This is a genomic window from Marinifilum fragile, from assembly GCF_963677365.1.
In the GTDB taxonomy this organism is placed as follows: domain Bacteria; phylum Bacteroidota; class Bacteroidia; order Bacteroidales; family Marinifilaceae; genus Marinifilum; species Marinifilum fragile.
The window spans coordinates 954,789-978,553 of the sequence record NZ_OY781962.1 but is presented as its reverse complement, the minus strand read 5'-3'; the positions used below and the strand labels follow the sequence as shown (position 1 = coordinate 978,553).

At 37.0% G+C, this 23,765-nt stretch carries 16 protein-coding genes; 9 read left to right on the top strand and 7 right to left on the bottom strand.

Going from position 1 to position 23,765, the window contains the following annotated elements:
- Positions 1 to 7: 7 nt before the first annotated feature.
- From ACKPCA_RS03670 to ACKPCA_RS03630, 9 genes are all read left to right on the top strand, one after another.
- Positions 8 to 1,789, top strand: coding sequence for an efflux RND transporter periplasmic adaptor subunit (locus ACKPCA_RS03670; protein WP_321281468.1), 1,782 nt, complete (start codon positions 8 to 10; stop codon positions 1,787 to 1,789).
- 36 nt (positions 1,790 to 1,825) lie between these two features.
- Positions 1,826 to 2,164, top strand: coding sequence for a heavy-metal-associated domain-containing protein (locus ACKPCA_RS03665; RefSeq protein WP_321281467.1), 339 nt, complete (start codon positions 1,826 to 1,828; stop codon positions 2,162 to 2,164).
- Positions 2,165 to 2,473: 309 nt separating this feature from the next.
- Positions 2,474 to 3,277: a DUF4382 domain-containing protein gene (locus ACKPCA_RS03660; protein WP_321281466.1), complete on the top strand. Its 804-nt coding sequence runs from the start codon at positions 2,474 to 2,476 to the stop codon at positions 3,275 to 3,277.
- A 142-nt stretch (positions 3,278 to 3,419) separates the two neighbouring features.
- Positions 3,420 to 4,253: an FRG domain-containing protein gene (locus tag ACKPCA_RS03655; protein WP_321281465.1), complete on the top strand. Its 834-nt coding sequence runs from the start codon at positions 3,420 to 3,422 to the stop codon at positions 4,251 to 4,253.
- Between the two features lie 53 nt (positions 4,254 to 4,306).
- On the top strand, positions 4,307 to 4,687 hold the full coding sequence (locus ACKPCA_RS03650) for a hypothetical protein (RefSeq protein ID WP_054720067.1): 381 nt from the start codon (positions 4,307 to 4,309) through the stop codon (positions 4,685 to 4,687).
- A gap of 225 nt (positions 4,688 to 4,912) precedes the next feature.
- On the top strand, positions 4,913 to 5,647 hold the full coding sequence (locus tag ACKPCA_RS03645) for a peroxiredoxin (protein WP_321281464.1): 735 nt from the start codon (positions 4,913 to 4,915) through the stop codon (positions 5,645 to 5,647).
- Positions 5,648 to 5,887: 240 nt separating this feature from the next.
- Positions 5,888 to 7,315, top strand: coding sequence for a thioredoxin-like domain-containing protein (locus ACKPCA_RS03640; RefSeq protein WP_321281463.1), 1,428 nt, complete (start codon positions 5,888 to 5,890; stop codon positions 7,313 to 7,315).
- 247 nt (positions 7,316 to 7,562) lie between these two features.
- Complete coding sequence (asnB, locus tag ACKPCA_RS03635) at positions 7,563 to 9,239, top strand: asparagine synthase B (protein WP_321281462.1); 1,677 nt, start codon at positions 7,563 to 7,565, stop codon at positions 9,237 to 9,239.
- A gap of 653 nt (positions 9,240 to 9,892) precedes the next feature.
- Positions 9,893 to 10,438: a hypothetical protein gene (locus ACKPCA_RS03630; RefSeq protein WP_321281460.1), complete on the top strand. Its 546-nt coding sequence runs from the start codon at positions 9,893 to 9,895 to the stop codon at positions 10,436 to 10,438.
- A 72-nt stretch (positions 10,439 to 10,510) separates the two neighbouring features.
- Here the strand turns inward: ACKPCA_RS03630 and ACKPCA_RS03625 are convergent, their stop codons facing one another.
- The 7 genes from ACKPCA_RS03625 to ACKPCA_RS03595 form a co-directional block, all read right to left on the bottom strand.
- A complete protein-coding gene (locus ACKPCA_RS03625; RefSeq protein ID WP_321281459.1) occupies positions 10,511 to 11,479 on the bottom strand; it encodes a glycoside hydrolase family 130 protein in 969 nt (322 codons plus the stop codon).
- Positions 11,480 to 11,492: 13 nt separating this feature from the next.
- Positions 11,493 to 13,373, bottom strand: a complete 1,881-nt coding sequence (locus ACKPCA_RS03620; protein ID WP_321281457.1) for a sodium:solute symporter family protein — start codon at positions 13,371 to 13,373, stop codon at positions 11,493 to 11,495.
- A gap of 19 nt (positions 13,374 to 13,392) precedes the next feature.
- Positions 13,393 to 15,633 carry a GH92 family glycosyl hydrolase gene (locus tag ACKPCA_RS03615; RefSeq protein ID WP_321281456.1) on the bottom strand — a complete coding sequence of 747 codons (2,241 nt, stop codon included), beginning with the start codon at positions 15,631 to 15,633 and terminating at the stop codon, positions 13,393 to 13,395.
- Between the two features lie 185 nt (positions 15,634 to 15,818).
- A complete protein-coding gene (locus tag ACKPCA_RS03610; protein ID WP_321281454.1) occupies positions 15,819 to 17,825 on the bottom strand; it encodes a glycoside hydrolase family 97 protein in 2,007 nt (668 codons plus the stop codon).
- 6 nt (positions 17,826 to 17,831) lie between these two features.
- A complete protein-coding gene (locus ACKPCA_RS03605) occupies positions 17,832 to 19,868 on the bottom strand; it encodes a glycosyl hydrolase family 95 catalytic domain-containing protein (RefSeq protein WP_321281453.1) in 2,037 nt (678 codons plus the stop codon).
- A 1-nt stretch (position 19,869) separates the two neighbouring features.
- A complete protein-coding gene (locus tag ACKPCA_RS03600) occupies positions 19,870 to 21,297 on the bottom strand; it encodes a glycoside hydrolase family 125 protein (RefSeq protein ID WP_321281451.1) in 1,428 nt (475 codons plus the stop codon).
- 114 nt (positions 21,298 to 21,411) lie between these two features.
- Positions 21,412 to 23,709 carry a GH92 family glycosyl hydrolase gene (locus tag ACKPCA_RS03595; protein ID WP_321281449.1) on the bottom strand — a complete coding sequence of 766 codons (2,298 nt, stop codon included), beginning with the start codon at positions 23,707 to 23,709 and terminating at the stop codon, positions 21,412 to 21,414.
- Between the last annotated feature and the right edge of the window lie 56 nt (positions 23,710 to 23,765).

The window sequence follows — 23,765 nt, the reverse complement described above, 5'->3', positions numbered from 1 at the left end:
AAGCACAATGAAAAATATACTAGAATACATATCAACCAACTGGCAACAAAAATTAATTGTCCTGCTTGTCGGATTGCTATTGGGATGGTTGATTTTTGGAGGAAAAACCGAAAGTAATCATTCACATGAGAGACATCAACATGCAGAGGAAAGTAGTGATGCTGAAGCTACAGTTTGGACCTGCTCCATGCACCCACAAATTCAACAGCCCAATGAAGGTGATTGTCCAATTTGTGGAATGGATTTAATTCCATTAGACAAATCAGCTGGAAACTCCTCTCCTGCAGTAATCGAAATGAATCCTGATGCTATAAAACTTGCTAATGTACAAACCACAAGAGTGGAACGCGGTCAAAGCAGCAAAGAAATTCACTTGAATGGAAAAGTTAGCATTGATGAGAGAAGAATCAGCTCGCAGGCAATTCACTTTGATGGAAGAATAGAAAAACTATTCGTGAACTTCGAAGGCGAAAAGGTGAGAAAAGGTCAAACACTTGCAAAGGTATATGCACCTAAATTAATTAGTGCCCAGGAAGAACTGATTCAAGCTTTAAAAACAAAGGATACTTATCCTGAATTGGTGAAAGCTGCAGAGCAAAAGCTAAAATTCTGGAAGCTTACTACGAAAGAGGTTGAACAAATCAAAAGTAGTGGTAAAATTCAGGAGTACTTTGAGATCAAAGCGGATGTAACAGGCTATGTTATCAAGCGAAATGTAGCAGAAGGTTCATATGCAAAAGCTGGAAGTAAACTTTTTGAAATTGCTGATTTGCAAAAAGTATGGATCGTTTTTGATGCCTATGAAAAAGATTTGCCATTCATTCAAAAAGGCAATGAAATAGAATTCAACGTTTCAGCTTTTCCTTCAAAGACCTTCAATTCAACAATTACCTATATCGATCCGGTCATCGATGCAAAGAAGAGAATTCTAAAAGTTAGAACTGAAGTTAACAACCTAGATCTTCTTTTAAAACCAGAAATGTTTGCTAATGGAATTATTTATGCAGACATGAAACATAAAGGAAGCGAATTGATTGTTCCAAAATCGGCAGTAATGTGGACGGGTAAACGATCTGTTGTCTATGTTAAAGTTGACGGGGGTTTTGAAATGCGCGATGTTGAGCTTGGCGAATCATTGGGAGAATCCTATATCCTTAAGGAAGGACTTGAAGAAGGTGAAGAGGTAGTTAGCAAAGGTACCTTTACCATTGACGCTGCAGCACAACTGAACAACAAATATAGCATGATGAATCGCCCAGAAAGTGAGCCTGGAACTCCAAATCTTCAGCAATATGCAACAGAGACATTCAATTTGAAGTTGAAAGATTTACTACAATCATATCTGACAATGAAAAATGCCATGGTAGAAACTAAGGCTAAAGAAAGCAATAAGGCAGCTAAAGCTGTGATGAAAGCCTTAATGCAAATGAAGCCTTCCAATCTTGACCTAAAAGGAAAAGCCATGAAGTTTTGGACAGAAAAATATGAATTGCTTCATGTTCATTTAGCTGATATTCTCAAAAATGAAAACATGGAAGAGCAACGAAAAGCATTCAAACCATTTAATGTAGCATTAATTGCAAGCTTGAAATCACTGGGAACCGGAGCAGAGAAGTTATACATACAATATTGTCCGATGGCCGACAATGATACAGGAGCTTATTGGCTAAGTATTGAGGAGGAAATCATGAATCCATATTTTGGAGATATGATGCTCAATTGCGGTGAAGTAACCGATACTTTAATCAAAGAAGAACCAAAATCAATACACCAGGGACATCAACATTAAAAATAAATAAACAAGTCAAATTTAAATTAGAACAAAATGAAGAAGAAATTTTTATTATTAGTAGGCATCGTTGCAATGCTAAGTCTTTCCTACTCGGCACAGGCTGAAAACAAAAATGTTACATTTAAAGTTTTTGGAAACTGTGGAATGTGTGAAAAGACAATTGAAACTGCAGCAAAATCGGTTGAGGGAGTTACAATGGCTGATTGGGACAAGAAAACCAAAATGATAAAAGTAAGTTTTGATACTGAAAAAACCAGCTTGGATGCAATTCACAAAGCCATTGCTAAAGTGGGATATGACACCGAAAAGGTAAAGGCTAAAGATGAAGCGTACAATAAGCTTCATTCTTGCTGCAAATACGAAAGAAAATAAAGTAATATGGGGTATTCTTTATGATTTATTTACTACATACATTACTTACAACTGAATCATAGGTTAAAGAATACCCCAAAATTTGTAGAAAAAATGGACAATTTTGGGAAGTTTTCCCCAATTTCTACATTCCTTAAACAAAAGGATTAATTTTTAATCGTAACACAGTGAACTGATAATCCATCAATTGTATGTTTATGGCTTAAAACTGGCATATATATTGGCATTTCTGCTTATACAACGATGAAACAAATTCATGTTTTCATCGTTTGTATTTCCTATATTATTAACAAATAAATACACATACTTATGAAAGTTTTAAAACCGTTAAGTTTTCTATCACTGCTAATTGTTGCCATGATTTTCGTGCAATGCTCAGATGATGATACGAAATCAACAACCCCGGTTAAAATTAGACTAACAGATGCCCCTGCTCAATTCGATAAAGTAAATATTGATATTCAAGCAATACAAATCCATTCTTCTTCAGATGAAAGTGAAGAAAATGGATGGCAAGAAATGACCTTACTAAAGCCTGGGGTTTATGATTTACTTGAATTCAATAATGGTATTGATACACTTTTGGTTGATCAGGATATGCCTAGTGGTAAAGTTTCTCAAATGAGATTGATTCTTGGTGAAAATAACACAATTATTGTAGATGGTGTAGAACACGATTTAGATACTCCTTCTGCTCAAACTTCCGGATTGAAATTTCAGATTCACGATGATTTTATTGCTGGTATCGAATATAAACTTTGGATAGATTTTGATGCGGCTCGTTCAATTGTTAAAACCGGTAATGGCACTTATAAATTAAAACCAGTAATCAGAACTTTTAACGAAGCAACTACAGGAGCTATTAGTGGAACCATCTCTCCTGCTGTAGCACTTCCAACAATTCATGCAGTAATCGGGTTGGATACCATATCAACTATAGCTGAGGAAAATGGGGAATTCCTAATCAAAGGCCTGGAAGCTGGAACATATAAGTTAGCAGTTGAACCTATTGAAGGCTACAATAAAAAAGAAGTAGAAAATATTGCAGTAACTATAGGTAACATTACGGATGCTGGAAGCATTGAGATTGATGCTGTAGTACAAAATAATTAGTAATAACTTACTATAGAACGATTAATAAAAAGTTACTTCACATCGAAGTAGCTTTTTTTATGCAAAAAATTAAGGTTTTCATTACTTAAATGTTAATCATTATTCCCAATTTTAAGTAGTAAAATCACTAACAATCTATTCTATGGAATTGAAGAAAGAAATTGTTCCTACTTCTTGGTCCGAACTGCAAGAGGTTCTCTTTACCGATTCTTATAATCACAAGATAAACAGAATAAGATCCCCTTATATATACAGAGGGCTATCAAATTTTGACTATCAACTGAAAACTTCATTGATTCGTTTGAAAGGTCCCGTTAAAGAATTGGAGTTTCATCTTTTAAGGAATTTTAAAAAGTATTCTTTTCGCCCTGATATCAATAACAAATTAGATTGGGAATGGTTGGCCCTGGCTCAGCATCATGGTTTACCAACTCGATTATTAGATTGGACCTACTCTCCTTATGTAGCTTTGCATTTTGCAACCGCCGAAATAGAAAAATACAATCACGACGGTGTAATTTGGGCGCTGAACTATGAAAACCTTAAGAATTACTTGCCGGAACAATTACAAAACAAGCTCAATCAAATTGGTTCCAACAGTTTTACCATTGAAATGTTGCACGAACTTTATCAGGATTTAAGGGAATTATCGAATGAAAAAAGTGATTTTGTAGTAGCATTTGAACCTCCCTCATTGGATGATCGAATTGTAAATCAATATGGCATATTTACCTTCATGTCACATTCAAATTCAATACTAGATTCATGGTTATTGGATAAACCTGAATTGTATTTCAGAATAAGAATTCCAGCTGATATGAAATGGGAAATTCGTGACAAATTAGACCAGGTAAACATTAACGAACGAGTTCTTTTTCCTGGAATGGATGGATTGAGCAAATGGCTCACCAGACATTATTCTCCAACAGATCCGAAAAAACAGAAAAATATAAGTTTGGAAACCAACCATCAGTAAATCTTTTTTGCTCGGAAAGATTGATCTTTCTATCTTTAATTAAAAGCTAAGGTATGAAGTTCAAATACGAAATATTTCCTGATTTAAAGCTCATCAAAGAATACTACTATGGTTATTTCAAATGGAATGACTTAATTCAACATACCTTGAGCACGCGAAAGGATGAATTATTTAATGAATCCTACAATGTGATTTCTGATTTTACCCGGGCCAAAGTTCTTTTGAATATTAAAGATTTAGACGACTATATTGACGAGTATGAAAAGTACAGTCCAATCCTAAATAAATGTGCTATTCTGGTTAGCCACAGTTACGACACTCCTATGGCTATGCTTTTCGAAATTCAGGTACGAATTCAAAATGCCAAAGTATTTTATACTGAAGAAGAAGCATTGAACTGGCTGGATATAGACCAAGTTCATGTAAAAAAATAGTATTTAAGAACACTTGCCTTTAATTAAAACTTATTTAAAATTAAGTAATTACACCTACCTAACTATTGACATCCATATGTCAATGAACTAACTTTAATATACTTCAGCAGATCATTACCTTAATCTGTATTCCCTGATGTTTCGAATCATGAGACGCATTGTTTTCTCTTGGAGAAAAACATATTCAAAATCAACTCAAACCAATAAACATCAAAAGCTTACGATATGAATGAACACTCAGAACTTAAAACTGTTAACATGCCAAGAATTGGAGATAAAGCACCTGAATTTAGAGCTGTTACAACTCAAGGCGACATACACTTTCCTGATGATTACAGAGGTAGATGGGTAATTCTATTTAGTCATCCAGCAGATTTTACTCCGGTTTGCACTTCTGAATTCATGACCTTTGGAAAAATGGAAAACCAATTCAATCAAGCCAACTGTGATTTGGTCGGACTATCGGTAGATGGATTGTATAGCCACATTGCCTGGCTGAGAACCATTAAGGAAAAAATTGAATACAAAGGAATGAAGGACATAGAGGTACAGTTCCCGCTAATTGAAGATATCAAAATGGAGGTGGCCAATAAGTATGGAATGATCCAACCAGGTGAAGACAACACCAAGGCTGTTAGAGCTGTTTTTTTTATTGATCCTCATGGCATTATCCGAACCATAATTTATTACCCACTAAGCCTTGGCCGTAATTTTGATGAAATTTACAGAGTGCTCATAGCATTGCAAACTGCGGATAAGTTTTCTGTTGCCACTCCTGCTGATTGGAAACCAGGAGATGAAGTCATAGTGCCACCTGCAGGATCATGTGGTGTGGCTAAAGACAGAATGGAAAATACTGACGAAGATGTAAAATGCTACGATTGGTTTTTCTGTACCAAAAAACTGAAAGAAGAAGATATTTGGGATAAAATCCTAAAAAAAGAAACAATTGCTCACTAGTTTTAACGCTCGGTAATAAATTTAAGCCTGTCAGAGTTTTCTGGCAGGTTTTCCTTTTTAAAGTCTGGATCAGTCAAATGGTAATAAGGTCTAAACTACAATTAAATTAAACTTACCAACACAATCACCTAACATTTCTTTTAAGATCTCGTTAAACTTTTAAGTCAATAAAAACATCCATTCACTTGAAAAAGTTTTGTAATTTTCGCTGACTTTATAATTATCAATAGATATTTACAAATGAAAAACATATTCAATTCTCTTTGTGTACTGATTTTCTGCACATTTATAGCCACTAATTTAAATGCTCAGAAATACGATATCTCAGTACAATTACTAAACTGTAATGATTCCACAGCATACCTGGCCCATTATTTCGATGGTAGAATTTTTGCCGATGACACAACACAATTGGTTAATGGTAAGGGTAAATTCTCCAAAAACAAGGTTCTAGATCAAGGTATCTATGTAATTTATTTGCCAAGTCAAAAATACTTTGATTTGTTGATCGGTGAAGATCAGGAATTCTCAATTTCGGCCGATCCAAAAGATTTTATTGGAAGTATATCGGTTGAGGGATCCAAAGAAACTGATGGATTTCACAACTTTCAGAAGTTTATGAAGTCCCAGAATGAAAAGTCGAAAGCGATACAAGAAGCATACGCAAAAGCATCCAACGATGCTGAAAAGGAGAACTTCAGAAAGCAGTTTAAAAATACTGATATTGAAGTAAGAGCTTACATCGAAAAGTTAAAGTCTGAATTCCCAGAAAATTCATTTGTCCAGAAATTTGCTCAGTTTACTTTGTCTCCTAAAATTCCTGATTTCAAGAGTGAAGTTCCGGAAAATACACCTGATCGTGACAAAGTAATTCAACGCAAATCCTATTTATACAATAAAGATCATTACTTTGATCATGTAAACCTTACTGATAACAGGTACCTAAGAACGCCAATATTAAAAAAGAAACTGGATTTCTTTTACGAAAAAATACTCGTTCAAAGTCCTGATTCAATTGTAAAGGAATCGGTAAAACTGATTGAAAATGCACGTCCAGACACAACTTTTTTCCAGTATTTAACTCAATATGCCTTAAACTACGCAGTAAAGAGTAAGGTAATGGGTATGGATGCTGCTTTTGTAAACCTGGCAAAGAAATACTATTTAAGTGGACAAGCCACATGGGCTGATTCTACCCTAATGGCAAATATTAGAGAAAGGGTAATCAAAACTCAGTTCAATCTAATTGGAATGAAATCGCAGGATTTGCTAATGCAAACTCCTGAAGGCGAATTTGTACGACTACACGAGGTTGAGGCCCCACTAACAGTACTTTATTTTTGGGAACCTGATTGCGGACACTGCAAGAAGGTTACTCCTAAATTGAAAACAGAAATCTTAGACAAATACCAAGACAAAGGCCTAAAAGTATTTGCAGTTTGTACTCAAGATCAGAAGGAATTGTGGGAAAATGCCATTCACGATTACGACATTTATGATTTTATCAATTGTTATGATCCTGAATTTCAAACCAACTTCAGAATTTTCTATGATGTATATAGTACGCCAACCATGTACTTGCTCGATAAAGACAAAAAAATTATAGCAAAGAGACTCGATATTGATAATCTGAAATTATTTTTGGATAACGAATTGAAAAAGAATTAAGCGCCCAGGACACTGTAAAAAGTGTCCTTTTTTTTACATTCAAACCAATTTAAAAAACTACATTTTCCCACCCTCACACCCTCTCAATAAGGGCATGCTAGTAGGTTTTACCCATTCGCAAACGATAACGCATAAATTTTACAAGGTATTCTAATAATAAAGTTGTATTTTCAAATAGTATATCAAAATTAACCAGTCGCCAAATCCCCATTTGGCGACTTTTAAGTAACTATTAAACTAAATTTTTATGTGTGGATTCGTAGCAGTATTCGACTTGAAGGTGGATGCACAGGAATTGCGCCCCCAGGTACTGGAAATGTCCAAAAAAATTCGTCACAGAGGTCCCGATTGGTCAGGTATATTTTGTGATGAAAAAGCGATTTTATCGCACGAGAGACTATCGATTGTAGATCCTCAATCAGGAGGACAACCCCTTTACAGCAAAGATGGTAATTTGATCCTAGCTGTTAATGGTGAAATCTATAATCACATGGACATTCGAAATCAGATGAACGGATCCTATGAGTTCTTGACCAAGTCTGATTGCGAAGTGATTTTGGCATTGTACAAGCAAAAAGGGATTGATTTTATTGATGATTTGAATGGAATATTCGCATTTGCCTTGTACGATAAAGAGAAGGATTGTTATTTGATTGGTCGCGATCATATGGGAATTATTCCATTGTACCAGGGTTGGGATCAGCATGGCAATTACTATGTAGCTTCAGAATTGAAAGCTTTGGAAGGATATTGTAACAAGATTGAAGAATTCTTGCCAGGTAAATTCTTGTACAGCAAGGACGGTGAGGTCAAAGAGTGGTACCAGCGAGACTGGATGGACTATGAGAAAGTGAAAGACAATGAAACTGATATGGCAGCCCTTCGCAAAGGACTGGAAGATGCAGTTCACCGTCAGTTGATGTCTGATGTACCTTATGGTGTACTTCTTTCCGGTGGTTTGGATTCATCGGTCATCTCGGCCATTGCCAAGAAATATGCTTCCAAGCGTGTAGAATCAGGTGATCAGCAAGATGCATGGTATCCACAGTTGCACTCTTTTGCTATTGGATTAGAAGGATCGCCGGATTTGGCTGCCTCACGTAAGGTGGCAGACCATATCGGAACGGTTCATCACGAAATTACATTTACCGTTCAGGAAGGTTTGGATGCGGTTCGTGATGTAATCTATCATTTGGAGACCTATGACGTAACCACCGTTCGTGCCTCAACTCCTATGTATATGATGGCTCGTGTGATTAAATCGATGGGAATTAAAATGGTGCTTTCGGGCGAAGGTGCTGATGAGATGTTTGGTGGATACCTGTATTTCCACAAAGCACCTAATGCAAAGGAATTCCATACCGAAACACTTCGTAAACTAAGCAAACTTCACTTGTACGATTGTTTGCGTTCCAACAAGTCGATGGCTTCGTGGGGTGTAGAAAGTCGCGTTCCTTTCCTTGATAAAGAGTTCCTTGACATTGCCATGAGAATTAATCCTGAGGATAAAATGGCCAAGGATGGAAAAATGGAGAAATGGATAATCCGTAAAACATTTGAAGATTACTTGCCAGAAGAAGTGGCTTGGAGACAGAAGGAACAATTTTCTGATGGTGTTGGATACAACTGGATTGATACCTTACGTGATATTGCAGAGAATGAAATTAGCGATGAGCAATTGAAGAATGCAGCTTATCGATTCCCTATTAATCCACCAATGTCGAAGGAAGAGTATTACTACAGAGTGATTTTTGCAGAGCATTTCCCTTCGGATACAGCAGCAGCTTGTGTTCCTTCGGTACCATCGATAGCCTGCAGCACTGCCGAAGCATTGGCTTGGGACGAATCTTTCCAGAACAATGCCGACCCATCAGGACGTGCCGTAAATGCGGTTCACAATGATGCATACAAGGAAAAGAAATAAAGGAATTAATTTTCGTTTATACATTCAGCAGGGCTCTCCATTTTGGGGAGCCTTTTTTTTGTATTCCTATAAAACTCCCCAATTGGATGGTACAAGCTGAAAAATCATAAATATTAGAATAAGATTCATGTGTAAAAGCTTATACAACATAGCTTATGGCACAAAATCCAAAGTTCAAAGCATTAAAACCATAAATAGATGCTTGAAAACCATGAGTCGAAGTATGAATTTCATGGCTCGAGACACCTTTACCGTAGGTAAAAGCACGATGTAGCTTAAAAATTTTAATCTTCTGATTAAAAAAAGCACACCAAATCGTGGTTAAAAACACACCTGCTATTAAAACTTTTAAGAAATTACCTAAAAAATACACACTACATCGTGGTTCGAACCACGATTAATCCTAAACTTTTTAACTCTTGACCTAAAAAATTATTGTTAATATATAACAATACTTACACAGAACATCTTATAAAATAAAATCATACCAACCACTCTAAATTCAAATATTATAAGCACCAAACCTATTGACTTTATCTGTCTTTTGAGTCTATTTATATATTGCACTAATTAAGTGTTACAACTCTTCTTTTACAATAGAAATTTTAAATGTATATTGTAACAGAAATCAAACCTACTAACACTCTAAACCTATGTACGCAAGCTCAAAACAAACGGTATTCTTTAAATACTATTTTCCATTTCTATTCATTTTAGGATTTGGGACATCCTTCCTGGCTTCTGGATTTGTTGATACAGCACCAGATGGTTTTAAAATAGCCTTTGCAATTATGTCGGTGTGGCTCTCTATTTTCTTTATACAAGTACCATTCAGGTTAAAGAAAATTACCACCTTAGAAAAAGGAATACTGGTTAAGGGCAGAGAAAGAAAGCTAATTCCCTATTCTGATGTTGAAAGTGTTGCCAAATTTGATTTGGCTGGTCCCTGGTTCATGACTATTAAGTATTTTGACCAAAAGTCGGGAGATACAAAAAAGATTTGCTTTATGCCTTCCCACACTCAAAAAAGAACCATGGCTGACGATGCAATTACTGCTTTTATTAAAGAAAGAATGAAAGAGGAAAATCCACAATACAATGAAGAAGATCAACCTTCAACAATGAAAAACTTCATGATTCTGATGTTGCTTAGTATGCCTTTTACATTAACTGCAATTTACTTTTTTCTTTTGGGGTAAAGATTAACAATATTGAATAAAAAAGGATGAAACCAAATGGTATCATCCTTTTTTTTGCTAAATCTAATCTAACTATAATGAATTCTTCTTCAAGAAATCAATAATCTCATCAACATATCCAAAAGCCATACCTACAACCGTGTCAGCAGCTCCGTAATACACCGCAACTTTGTTATCTTCCATTAGGGCAGCGCATGGGAATACCACATTTGGTACATCACCAACCAATTCGTATGGTGCTGCAGGAGCCAATAAATAAGGCTTAGAACGATACAATACTTTATCAGGATTTTCCAAATCCAACAAAGCCGCCCCCATTGAATAACGGAAACCATTACAGGTATTGATTACCCCGTGATAGAACATCAACCAACCTTCTTCGGTACGGATGGGTACTGAACCTGCTCCAATTTTTGTACACTGCCATGCGCTATCGGTAAAATCAGCTACTTTCATTACGCAACGGTGCTCGCCCCAATACTTCATGTCTGGACTGTAGGAAACGTAAATATCACCAAAAGGAGTATGGCCATTATCGCTCGGACGGCTCAACATGGCATATTTGCCATCAATTTTTTCAGGAAACAACACACCATTTCTGTTGAATGGAAGAAATGCATTCTCGCATTGATGGAAAGTCTTAAAATCGAAGGTATATGCAATACCGATGGTTGGTCCGTGATATCCATTACACCAGGTAATCCAATATCGGTCTTCAATCCAACAAACACGCGGATCGTATTTGTAATCCGATTCAATCATTTCGGTATTTCCTGCTACCATTTCTATAGGCTCGTGATTGATCTCCCAATTGATACCATCTTTACTAAAGCCTGCAAAAATATTCATTTGTACCGCCTTGTTATCGCAACGGAATACACCTGCAAAACCATCCTCAAAGGGAACAACAGCACTATTAAAAATACTGTTAGAACTAGGTATATCGTACCTGCCAATTACAGGATTTTGAGAATATCTCCACATCACATCCGAACATCCTTCAGGACGTTCCTCCCACGGCATATTAATTTTATTAGTCATTTTGATTTTAGTATTAAACCAATTCTGTTTCTTTAACTTCTTCTTTTTTTACTTCACACTTGTAATCATCTGGATAGTCTTTCAATCTCTTGTACCAAGTAAAGTATAGCACAACACTCGAAACGACAAACAGCAAAATAACCCAAGTTAGTGACATGAATTCACCAATCACCAAATAGATTGGAATCAGAACCAACATCATTTGCCAACCTGTACCAATAGTGCAATTCATCATATCTCTCCAAAAATCATTATTTGGCTTGGCTTCCGGCTTTTGCTCTTTCAGTTTCAGGTAAACTGGCTTCCAAAATCCCCAAGGGCGAACACTATCGTAGAATTTAATCAGCACTTCATCCGGTTCTGGTTTGGTAACCAAACTACCAATAATCGAGGCTGCCAACGAAAACAAGAAAATAAAAGGGAATGCATAAATAGGCGAAACCTCAGGGAAAGCCAATGGTGCAATTAATGAAGCCAACAAACCAGCTAACATTCCTGTAAAGTAGCCATATCCATTGAATCTCCACCAAATCCATTTTAACAGGTTGGAAGCAGTATAACCTCCAAACAATGCTCCTACCAACCATTTCATTACTGTATCGATACTTTCGGCAAAGAAACCAAAGAAAATACCAACTGCCACTACTGCGAACGATGCCAAATACGACATTCTAATGTATTTCTTTTGCGAAGCATTCGGGTTGATAAATTTCTTGTAGATATCGTTTACAATGTAAGCTGGACCTGCATTTACATTTGCAGCAAAGGTAGACATGAATGCTGCCACCAAACCAGCCAACAACAAACCTTTCGCTCCCACTGGAATGAAATTATTCAAAGCATAAGGCAATACCATTTCAAAGTCGATATTGTCGCCCATTTTATTGAATTCAGGTGCGAGATACACCAAGGCCAGTACTGCAAGACCAGTAATCATCAAATATCTTGGAACAAAAAGTACCAAGGAAACAATACCACTCATTTTTGCAGCATCCTTAGGTGTTTCTGTCGACAAAATTCTTTGCATATCGTAACTCGGAACAGGACCAGCAATACTTACCAACATTCCTTTGAATATCATCATCATCATCAATACCGAAAACAATGAATAGCCATCAGTCTCAATTTTGTTGTTTACAGCAGGTATCAAATGGTCCCAATTCAAATCCAGATTCCAACCAAAGAATATATCCTTCCATCCTTCAGGAATCGAAGCCGCGATTTGCTCAGGACTTACCAGAGATATGGCAATTACACCTACCATGATACAGGCAATAGTCATAATTACAAACTGTAAAACTTCGGTAAATACCACCGAGTACATCCCCCCTTTTATCACGTATAGTGTGGTTACTCCCATTATGATAATGGCATACATATTTTCCGAGCTAATGGTAATTCCCATCACATAGGTTTGCAGATTCCAAGGAAAAAATGTTTGTGCAAACTTTCCTACTCCAACAAATCCGTAAGTGATAAAACCAACAACACTAACAATGGCGAATAGTACCACAATTAGGTGTGATAATTGTGAACCTTTGTCATCTCCAAACCTGGTTTTTAACCACTCGGCACCAGTCATTACATTGGATCGGCGCAACCAAATTGCCAAAAACATCATCAAAAAAATCTGGTTCCAAACCGGCCATAGCCAGGGAATCCAAACCGATTTTAAACCATATACAAACAGTATGGTTACCGTCCACATGGTTCCTGTAATATCAAACATTCCCGATGCATTGGAAACCCCAAGCATGTACCAAGGAATTTTATTTCCTCCCAAAAAGTAGTTCGATAAGTTTTTTGATGCCTTTGCCGACAACAAGTAACCAATTACAATGGTTAGAACAATGTATCCGATAATAATGGATATGTCGAGTACTGATAGATTCATTATATTCTATTTAGTTTTTTTACTTGCTTGATTTTAATTCAAATTCAATTGTTCCACCTTTTACCAAATCGGAATGATTGATAAAGTAGCGGAAATGATTCGAACCATTTCGTTTAATGCTTTTGATGTAGATATCATCAGGATTGCCCTTCTTCGAAAGGATTTCCAGTTTCTTTCCTGGATAAAACTCCTGATTCAGTTCAATGGTAATTTTATCAAAAACTGGTGAGCTTAGTGCGTAATCTGTATTACCCGGACAAACCGGATACATTCCCATCATGCTGTAAACGATCCAGGCCGAAAGCGTTCCGCAATCATCATTCCCTGGAATTCCATCAGGTGCATTTTTATAGTATTTATTAATCAAACGGCGAACTTCTTTCTGAGTTCTCCACTCTTCACCTTTAAAATAGTTGAATAGGAATGGGTAATGAATGTCTGGTTCGTTTGCCATATCGTAAAGATTCTCATCGAATACTTTTTGAAGCTTGTTTACGAACTTCTTTTTGCCTCCCATTAACTTCGTTAAACCTTTAATATCGTGCGGCACACAAAAAGTATATTGCCATGATGTTCCCTCATGAAATCCTGGACATGGCTCAAAGTTTTCTCCTTGTTTTGGATCAAAATTCTTCAGGAAAGTACCATCGGCAAGTTTTGGTCTCAATACTCCAAATTCTTTCGAATAGTAGTTTTTATATCCTAAGGATTGTTGTAAAAATTTCTGATAATCCGCTTTCTTTCCCAATGTCTTTGCAAATTGAGCCAGGTTCCAATCGGCAATGTAATATTCCAATGCATGCGATACTGAATTATCAAATTCCTCTTCAATTGGCACATATCCTTCTGCCAGGTAATGATCGATATCGGGACGCAACTTGTTTTTGGCACCTTCCATGGTAGCCGACTTATACATTGCTTCGTATGCTGCTTCCACATCGAAATCGGTTAACCCGCGCAAGTAAGAATCAACAATTACCGGAATTGATGGATCACCCTCCATTACGTGGGTCTCTTTTGAGTTTAACTCCCACTTAGGCAACCATCCACTTTCCTTGTACATGTCTACCATCGAGCGTACCATTTCCAACTGTTCCTGTGGATAAAGCAGTGCCATTAAAGGGTGAAGGTTTCGGTAAGTATCCCATAAGGAAAAAACCGTATATCGATTGCAATCCTTTGTTTCCTTAATCTCGAAAGATTCCATTGCTGGATATTGCCCATTTACATCATTAATGATATTCGGATGAATTTGAGTATGATACAAAGCCGTATAGAAAATGGTTTTCTGATCTTTTGTTCCACCTTCAACCTTAACTCTACCCAAAATATCGTTCCACTCTTTTTCAGCTTGTACTCTTGTTTTCTTAAAATCAAAATTATTCGATTCAGCTTTAAGGTTTAATCGAGCATTTTCAATGCTAACATAGGAAACTCCAACTTCTACAATAATTTGTTCGTTTTCTTCCGTATCAAATGTGAAATAAGCTCCAATTTCGTTACCAAACATTTCGCGGGTAAATCCATTATAGTATTTATATTCCCCTGAAGTTTTACTCCAGGCTGCTTCTGCCTGCAGTTCAGGCATATTTTTCCATACACCGAATTTCTTTGCAGGTTTGCTGAATCGGGCAACAAAATAAACCGGACGTTCCGACCCATCATTGTAGCAGAAAGTACCTGTCATTCTTGAACCTTCAATTTCTTTGTCATTGACGATTCTTATCTTGGCACCTACCTCATTGGTCAATCCTAAACCAAGATTTAAAAGAATATTGGCTTCTCCTTTCGGAAAAGTATAGCGGCTGATTCCTGTTCGTTTTGTAGAACTCAATTCTGCCTTTATATTATACTTTTCAAGTTCTGTAGCATAATAACCAGGTGTTGCTTCCTGATTTTTCATGACGGAACCATATTGCTTGTGATCTGCATTAACCTTTCCTGTTGTAGGCATCAATAAAATAACACCAAGTTCCGGACAACCTACTCCACTCAAATTTACATGAGAAAATCCGGTAAGGTAAGAGTTATCCCAAGAGTATGGTGTAGACCACCAGCGTGCATCCTTATCGTATTTATTGATAACCGATCCAGAAACATTAAATGGTGTTACTGATACCATTCCTCGTGGCACAATGGCACCTGGATTTGTAGTTCCGAAATTCGTGGTTCCAATAAAGGGATTTACATACTCGGTATATTGGCCAAAGCCATTAAAACAAAAAAACAGTAGAATTGAAATTCCTATAAAGCGCTTCATTATTTAGGTTTTATTGTAATCGTGAGTTTAAAAATAATACCGAACGGGATTATGGCTAGCCAAGCACTTCCCGATCGGTTCACTAATTTCTAATCTTTGGTTCAAATTAAGCTTTTCCAGATTAAATGATGATTAATATATAGATTAATCGTACAGATGAATCATTAATCAAATCAAAAGGTAAATTAATCCACAATTGGGACAATTGCAACAGCCTGACCTCCACTCTCTATCATTTTTACAGGCAGAACACTTTTCGAATCAACCTGTACTTTTCGAATCTTAATATCTGTGGGATTATTTTCGAGATTTGCATTGTCTCCATCCTCAAAGATGTTTGCCATATACTTCTTGCCATCCTCTAAAAAGGATAAATCAAGCTCAACATTTCGCCTGTTCTCATCGGTAATGGTCCCAATATACCAGCTTTTGTCTTTGCGGCGTGCAACTGAATATACGTCTCCAATTTCGGCCAATAGGACCTTTGATTCATCAAAATTGGCAGGAAGCATTTCAAAGAATTTAAATGCCGGATGACCTTCATAATTGCTCACCAAGTCTGATGCCATTTGCAAAGGACTGTACAAACAAACCCAAAGAGCCAATTGTTTGGAAATTGTTGTGTTTACCCTGCTGTTTCCTTTATCATTGCTGTTCCATTTGGTGTATTCTTTCCTGTTTTTGTAGAGTATATCAAATGTACCAGGCGTATAATCAATTGGCCCACCCAAACATCTTGTAAATGGCAGAATTACATGATGTTCAGGAGGATTTCCCTCGCTCCAGGCATTCCACTCCATTCCCCTTGCACCTTCACGTGTCATCATATTTGGATAGGTACGACTAATTCCTGTCGCTTTGATTGGTTCATGTGCATCAAGCATTAATTGATATTTTGCAGCCGTTTCAACCACTTTTCTGTAATGCTGAACCATTTTTTGTCCGTGATGAAAGTGACCATTAGGAATCGGACCAGCATAACCTGTTTTTAAAGTTCTAATGCCATTATCATTCAGTTTGGCAAAGGCATCCTCCATGCACTCTTCATAAAAAATGTAATCTCCACCTGTTTCGTGATGCCCTACAAGTTCAATATTCTTTGCTTTTGCATATCGTACAATTTCATCAAAATCGTAATCGGCATAAGGTGTTTGCTGGTCAAAAGCTCGTGGTTTCCCCCAATTTTCCCATCCAGTATTCCAACCTTCAGCCAAAACTGCATGTACACCGTTCTCTGCAGCAAAATCAATATACCTCTTCATGTTTTCGGTAGTAGCACCATGTTGGGGTCCCATAGTCCAAGTCTCAACTCCCAAATGCATTCCCCACCATACACCAATATATTTCATTGGCTCAATCCAAGATGTATCATCCAATGCACATGGATCATTTAAATTTTGAATCAAATTAGATTCAACCAAACCCGCTGCCGATTTGCTTATGGTAATGGTTCTCCAAGGCGATTTTACACTTCCTTTGGCTTTTACTTTCACACCATCAGGCCATGGCACCAGTTCTGCCTGGAAATTTGTACCTCCTGTATTTTTCAAGGTCATACCTGCATAATCCGTCAGGTTTGCCTCATGAATACTGAAATAATTGCCATTGTCTGTTTTAAAAGTGGCAGGTGTGTTGGCATCCTTCACCTGGTCTATTTTGGTGGTTCTGTACAGCATCTCATAACTTTCGTAATTGGCAGGTATGGTCCAAGCTGTTCCATTGTTCACAAAATTGAATTCAGTCAGCTCCTTCACGATGAAGATGCTATCAATTCCTGGCTGCTTTGGAATCTCATATCTAAAGCCCAAGCCATCGTCAAACAGACGTACATAAAGATTCAACTTCTTGTCTGCATGATTTCGCATTGAAACCATCAATTCATTGTAATGTTCATTGATGCTTTCGTTAGGTCCCCAAACAGGCTTCCAATCTTCATTTTTACTTTCTCTTTTAACATCTATGATTTGCAATCCATTACTAAAAGACGAATCATTTTTCAAGCTCATTCCTAAGCTTGATGATGATATCACCTTTTTATCTTCTAATTGCAATGAATAATACATTTGACCTACTTCGTTTACTTTCAGCTCAAAAGCAATATTTCCGGAAGGTGATTGTAAACCAACCTGATTGATACTGGTACATGCACAAATAAATAATGAAATTGCCAGTGCAAATAATACTCTTTTCATAACGTTCTATTTAACCTCAAATATTTTAAAATCAGGACCGACGCCTTTAATTGTTAATCTTTTCCATTGCTTCGGCAAGCATGGATTTTTTTGCTCTATTCCTTTGTCTGTTAGGTGTAATCCTCCAAATCCAAAGATCACGGCCTGTAGCATTCCCCCAGCTCCTGTTGCAAAGTAGGGATTGTTGCTATATGCCGATTCTGATAAAGCCCCAAATGGTTTTCTTTTATTGGGTACATAAGCTCTCTTGAACAATTCATAAGCCTTTTCTGCTTCTCCCATTCGTGAATAAAGTACAGATAGTATTGAATGAGACATTGCCGGTCCTTCAGGGGCCATTTTGTGCTCATAATATTCCAAATCTTTTCGAATGGCTTTAAGATCTGTTACAATTTCCAACGGATAAGCCAATAGATTAACATCAGCCTGTTTAATGATTTCGCCTTTGTATTCTCGGTTCTCCTTTGTCACCCCATCTTTGGTATAATAAAACATCAACCCATCAGCCACTTCACTCCACATGGAATTTGGTATTATTCCCAAACGGCCTGCAGCTTTTTCTGCAAAAGTCAAAACAGTTTTTACAGAGCCATTGGTAAAAGCGTTATCATTGGCATGATGATAGAATTCATTCGCACCAACCACATTATTGATTGAATAGGATCCATCATTATTTTTCACTGCTCGGCTCACCCAGAAATCCGCCACCTCTTTCAACAAAGGATATCCTTTGGAAGCCAGCCATTGTTTATCTCCAGTTATGCGATAGTAATTCCAAAAAGCAATCCCAATATCTGCAGTAATATGATGTTCGAAAGTTCCTGTTAAAGCCCAGGTTGGAGTAGCTTCCTCACCTGTATCATCGGATTCCCATGGAAACATTGCACCATCAAAACCATAATTTTGAGCCTTTATTTTTGCTGGTTCCAATCGATCAAATCGATAGTTCAACAATGATTTTGCTATGGCTTGATTGAAAACAAGAATGGGTGGATACATCCAAAGTTCAGTATCCCAAAAGACATGTCCATTATATCCTTGAGAAGATAACCCCATAGGTGCAATGCTTAAATTAGAATCATCCCTGGCAAAAGAATACAAATGATACAGTGCCAAACGAACATCCTGTTGAGATTCCAAATCTCCTTCTATTACAATATCGCCTTGCCATAAATCATTCCAAAGCTTCTTGTGACGATCAATCACTACTTGTTTATTACCCAATAGCTGATAAATCACCAATCGCTCCGATTCACTCTTTGGATCTGAAAAATCCTGGGAAGTACAAACTGCACCCGTCCATGCAAACTGGTAATTCTCACCTCTATTCAAGTTCTTGTCAAAAACCAATTCGTGATGGAGCGAATCACAAACTTGGTGCCTTAAATCTGGTGTTTTATCTTGAAAAATAAAGGAAGCAGTTGTAGCTAATTGGTGTTTTCCGAAAGGACTATCTGCAATAGTTTGTAATACAGGCATCCTGGCGTCCAAATCTTTCATAACCCTGTAGGCGGAATCAACATTTTTATACTCTGCAGGACAAATAATCTGTCCTGCTACCTGCATCTTTATATTGTCCTTTAAAGGGGTAACTTTCACATCTATCATTCCACTGTAAGGCATGCCTCGTAAGGCATAATATGTAAAAGTAAAGTCCACGTCTTCTCTATACCTGCAAGAAGTAATAAAAGCGGCCTCTTTCATATTCAAAACCTGCTTCCATCTGCTACAGTTTTTGGTGCTTAGCGTGTCTCCATGAATCACAATTTCCAAATTGGCAAAATTAATTCCCAATAATACTTTGCTCACACCATTTTCTGATTCCTTATCGAAAACATGATTTAGAATGATGGATTTTGTTTTACCCGGCTGCTCCGATGGCACAATTCCAATACGCCCATTAGCTACAGAGATCCCAGCATAACTAGAGTAATCCTTGGTTACAATATTCCATTCATCTCCTTCTTGTTTTTGAGCCATCGAACTGAATACAAAAAGTACACAGCCAAATAGCAGACTAATTTTGTTGAAATAGGAAATCATACTACACCTGCTTTAATAAATGTGGTCTCTCATTGTAGATTTTCAATATCAACTCACCAAACAAAGTATTGGCCCATGCAAACCACGATCGTGTAAAATTCATAGGATCATCTTTGTGAAAAGTTTCATGCATAAATCCTGTATCCGCATGCGTTCTCAATAAAGTTTTCACGCAATTTATTATCTCCATGTCCTTATCGGAAGTCATAGCTCGCATAATGATACTCATTGGCCAAATCATATTTACTCCAACATGAGGGCCTCCAATTCCTTCGCCATATTCTCCTTTGAAAAACCAAGGATTATTGTCACTTAAAATAAACTTTCTTGTATTCTGGTAAAGGGATGATTTGGCATCCAATGCACCCAAATATGGAAGAGATAGCAAACTAGGGATATTTGCATCATCCATATACATCTGGTTTCCGAATCCGTCCACTTCAAATGCTAATGTTTCCCCTTTATTTAAATGATTCGAACTTGCATAGTTTTCAAGTGCCAATTCCACTTCCTTCGCCATCTCCAATGCCGAATCTGCTAGCTCTTTTTCTATATTCAGGTGGTTCAAAATCTCATTCAACTGTTTTAATGATACCACTGCAAAATAGTTTGAAGGAATTAAAAATGGCAGAATGGTAGCGTCGTCCGATGGTCGGAACGAAGAAACAATCAATCCAACCGGTTTGATAGGATTTCCATAACCATTGCCTGGTAATGTATCGGTTGGTTTGCTCGTACTTCTTGCAAATCTGTATGGTCCTTGATTTTCTTTTCTCTGCTGCTCTTTAAAAGTTCTCACCACCAACTTCATGGCATTCACCCAATCTGAATCGAAGCATGATGTATCACCCGTTTTCTTCCAATAATGATAGGCCAGTCTGATAGCATAGCAGAGTGAATCGATTTCCCACTTTCGTTCATGCAGCTCGGGCTTCATATCCGTTAAATCACTCTCCCAATGTGAACCTTCTGCCCCTTTGTTAAACGCATTGGCATACGGATCGATATTGATACAATTGCTTTGTCGATTAATCAGTCCCTGGAATAATTTCTGGAGTTGATCATCATCATTTACTAAAGGCAAATATGGCCACACTTGAGCTGTAGAATCTCTTAACCACATTGCATGAATATCCCCAGTAATTACGAAAGAATCTGGTTTGCCATTCTCTTCAGAATAAGTTACGGTAGTATCCAAAGTATTTGGAAAGCAATTCTCAAACATCCAGGCCAATTCCTCATTGGCAATGGCTTTTTTCACTTCCCTTATCTTGTTATCTACAGCCTTACTCACAAAATTTCTTTTGTTCGCTTCAGGCCTATTCGATATGTATTTTAAATCCTTACTAATGGCAAATCCTTTGGTACCTACCAGGCTTAAACCTCCTGTAAATAGTAGTGAGTTTCTTAAAAAGGTTCTTCTTTTCATTTGGGTTGAGTTATGTTGGCTATAAAAGTTCAAAATGTTCAAAAAAAAGCTCAAAGAATAATCAATGAGCTTTTTAAACTAACTATATCAGAATACTATTCTAATACTACATTCTTATTTAGTACTCATTGAGTATGGATAACTTTCTTGAAGTACTCCTCGCTCTTTATTAGGTTGAGCAGACATATCAAATCTAAGCTCTCCTCCTTTTTGAATGTCTGAGTGCTTGATATAGTTCAAATTGTGCTGTTTTCCATTTAAACTAATATCATTAATAAATACATTTTCTTTTGAATTGTTTGAACTCGAAATAGTAAAGGTATTTCCATTCTCCAATGTCAAGGTCACTTTATCAAATAGTGGCGATCCAAAAACATATTCGTCAGTTCCCGGACATACCGGATAGAATCCCATGGAACTAAACACGTACCATGCAGAAGTTTGCCCATTATCTTCATCGCCGCAATAACCGTCAGCTTGAGGAGTATACAATTTGTCCATCACTTCTCGAACTCTTGCCTGGGATTTCCATGGTTGCCCCACAAAATTGTACAGGTAGATCATATGCTGAATTGGTTGATTCCCATGAGCATAATTTCCCATATTTACAATTTGCATTTCGCGAATTTCGTGGATGGTAAATCCATAATATGAATCATCAAATTTTGGAGGCATTTCAAATACTCCGTCCAGAGTAGAAATAAATGGTTCTTTTCCACCCATCAAATCAACCAAACCATTAATATCCTGAAAAACTGACCATGTATAATGTAAGCTGTTTCCTTCGGTAAATGCATCTCCCCATTTTAAAGGATTAAATGGTGTCTGGAAGGTTCCATCTTCATTTTTACCTCGCATCAGTCCAGATTCCTTGTCAAATACATTCTTAAAATTCTGAGCTCTTTTGGCAAAAAGATCGATTTCTTCCTGCGGACGACCTAGTTCCTGTGCCAGTTTCCAAACACAAAAATCAGCATAAGCATATTCTAATGTTCTTGCAGTATTTTCATGAATACCAACATTGTAAGGCACATACCCCAATTTATTGTAGTATTCTGCACCATATCTACCCACAGAGGTAATCTCTTTGTTATATCCATTTGTATTCTTGACAATTGCCTCATACAAAGTCTCAATATCATATCCACGAATCCCTTTTAAATAAGCATCCGAAATAAGGGATGCGGAATTGGAACCAATCATACAACCTCGGTGTCCAGGACTTGCCCATTCTGGTAACCATCCACTCTCTTTGTAAGTATTAACCAATCCTTCCATAATTTGAGCGTTCAGGTCTGGATACATTACTGTAAAAAATGGAAATACTGCCCGGAATGTATCCCAAAAGCCATTATCTGTAAACATATAGCCAGGCAGTATTTCACCATTATAAGGACTGTAATGAACTATTTCATTTTTTTCGTTGTATTCATAAAATTTTCTTGGGAACAATAACACTCTATACAGACAGGAATAGAATGTTTTCAGTTGATCATCTGTTCCTCCTTCTACTTTAATTCTGGCAAATTCCTTTTCCCAAGCATGTTTTGCTTCTTCTTTAACCTGATTAAAGTTTTTATTCCCAATTTCTCTTGATAAATTTAATTGAGCTTGTTCTTTACTAATGAACGAAGATGCCACTTTTACGTGGACCTCTTCACCCTTTTTAGTTTTAAAACCAATAACCGCACCAACATGATCGCCAGAAGCAGCTTTCGATCCTGATTTTAATTTGTCTCCATTCCAGGTATGAACAATTTCAAAATCCTTATCGAATTCAGCGACAAAATAGTTATGAAAATTATCTGGCACACCGCCACTATTGTTACGACAATATCCTACAATCTTTCTTTCTTCAGGAATAATTTTCACCTCCGAACCTTCATTGTATGCATCTAGCAAAATGTATGAGTTATCATTTTCTGGAAATGTAAATCGAAAGATAGCAGCGCGTTCCGTTGGGCTTACTTCAGCTTTTACATCATAGTCCGCCAAATAAACTTCGTAAGCATATGGTTTAGCATCCTCAGCTTTATGCGAAAACCAAGAAGCACGCTCATCTTCCTTAAACTTTAACTCTCCTGTAACAGCCATGAATGAAAAAGCTGCATAATCATTAATCCATGGACTAGGTTGATGTGTCTGTTTAATACCTCTAATTTTCTTTGCATCGTAAGCATAAGTCCAACCATCTCCCATTTTACCGGTCTGCGGCGTCCAAAAATTCATTCCCCAAGGTACTGCAATGGCAGGATAAGTATTTCCATTGGAAAGTGCATGCTCAGAATCTGTTCCCATTAAGGGATTCACCAAGTCTACACTAGAAATTTCATTGGATTTTATCGCCTCTTTTTCACCCACACACGATGCCAAAAATGCTATCAGAATTAATAGAATATTTGCTCTCTTCATTTTTATCTTTTAGTAGTTAAATCAACAAGTGATACAACTGTTTTCTTCAATTAAAA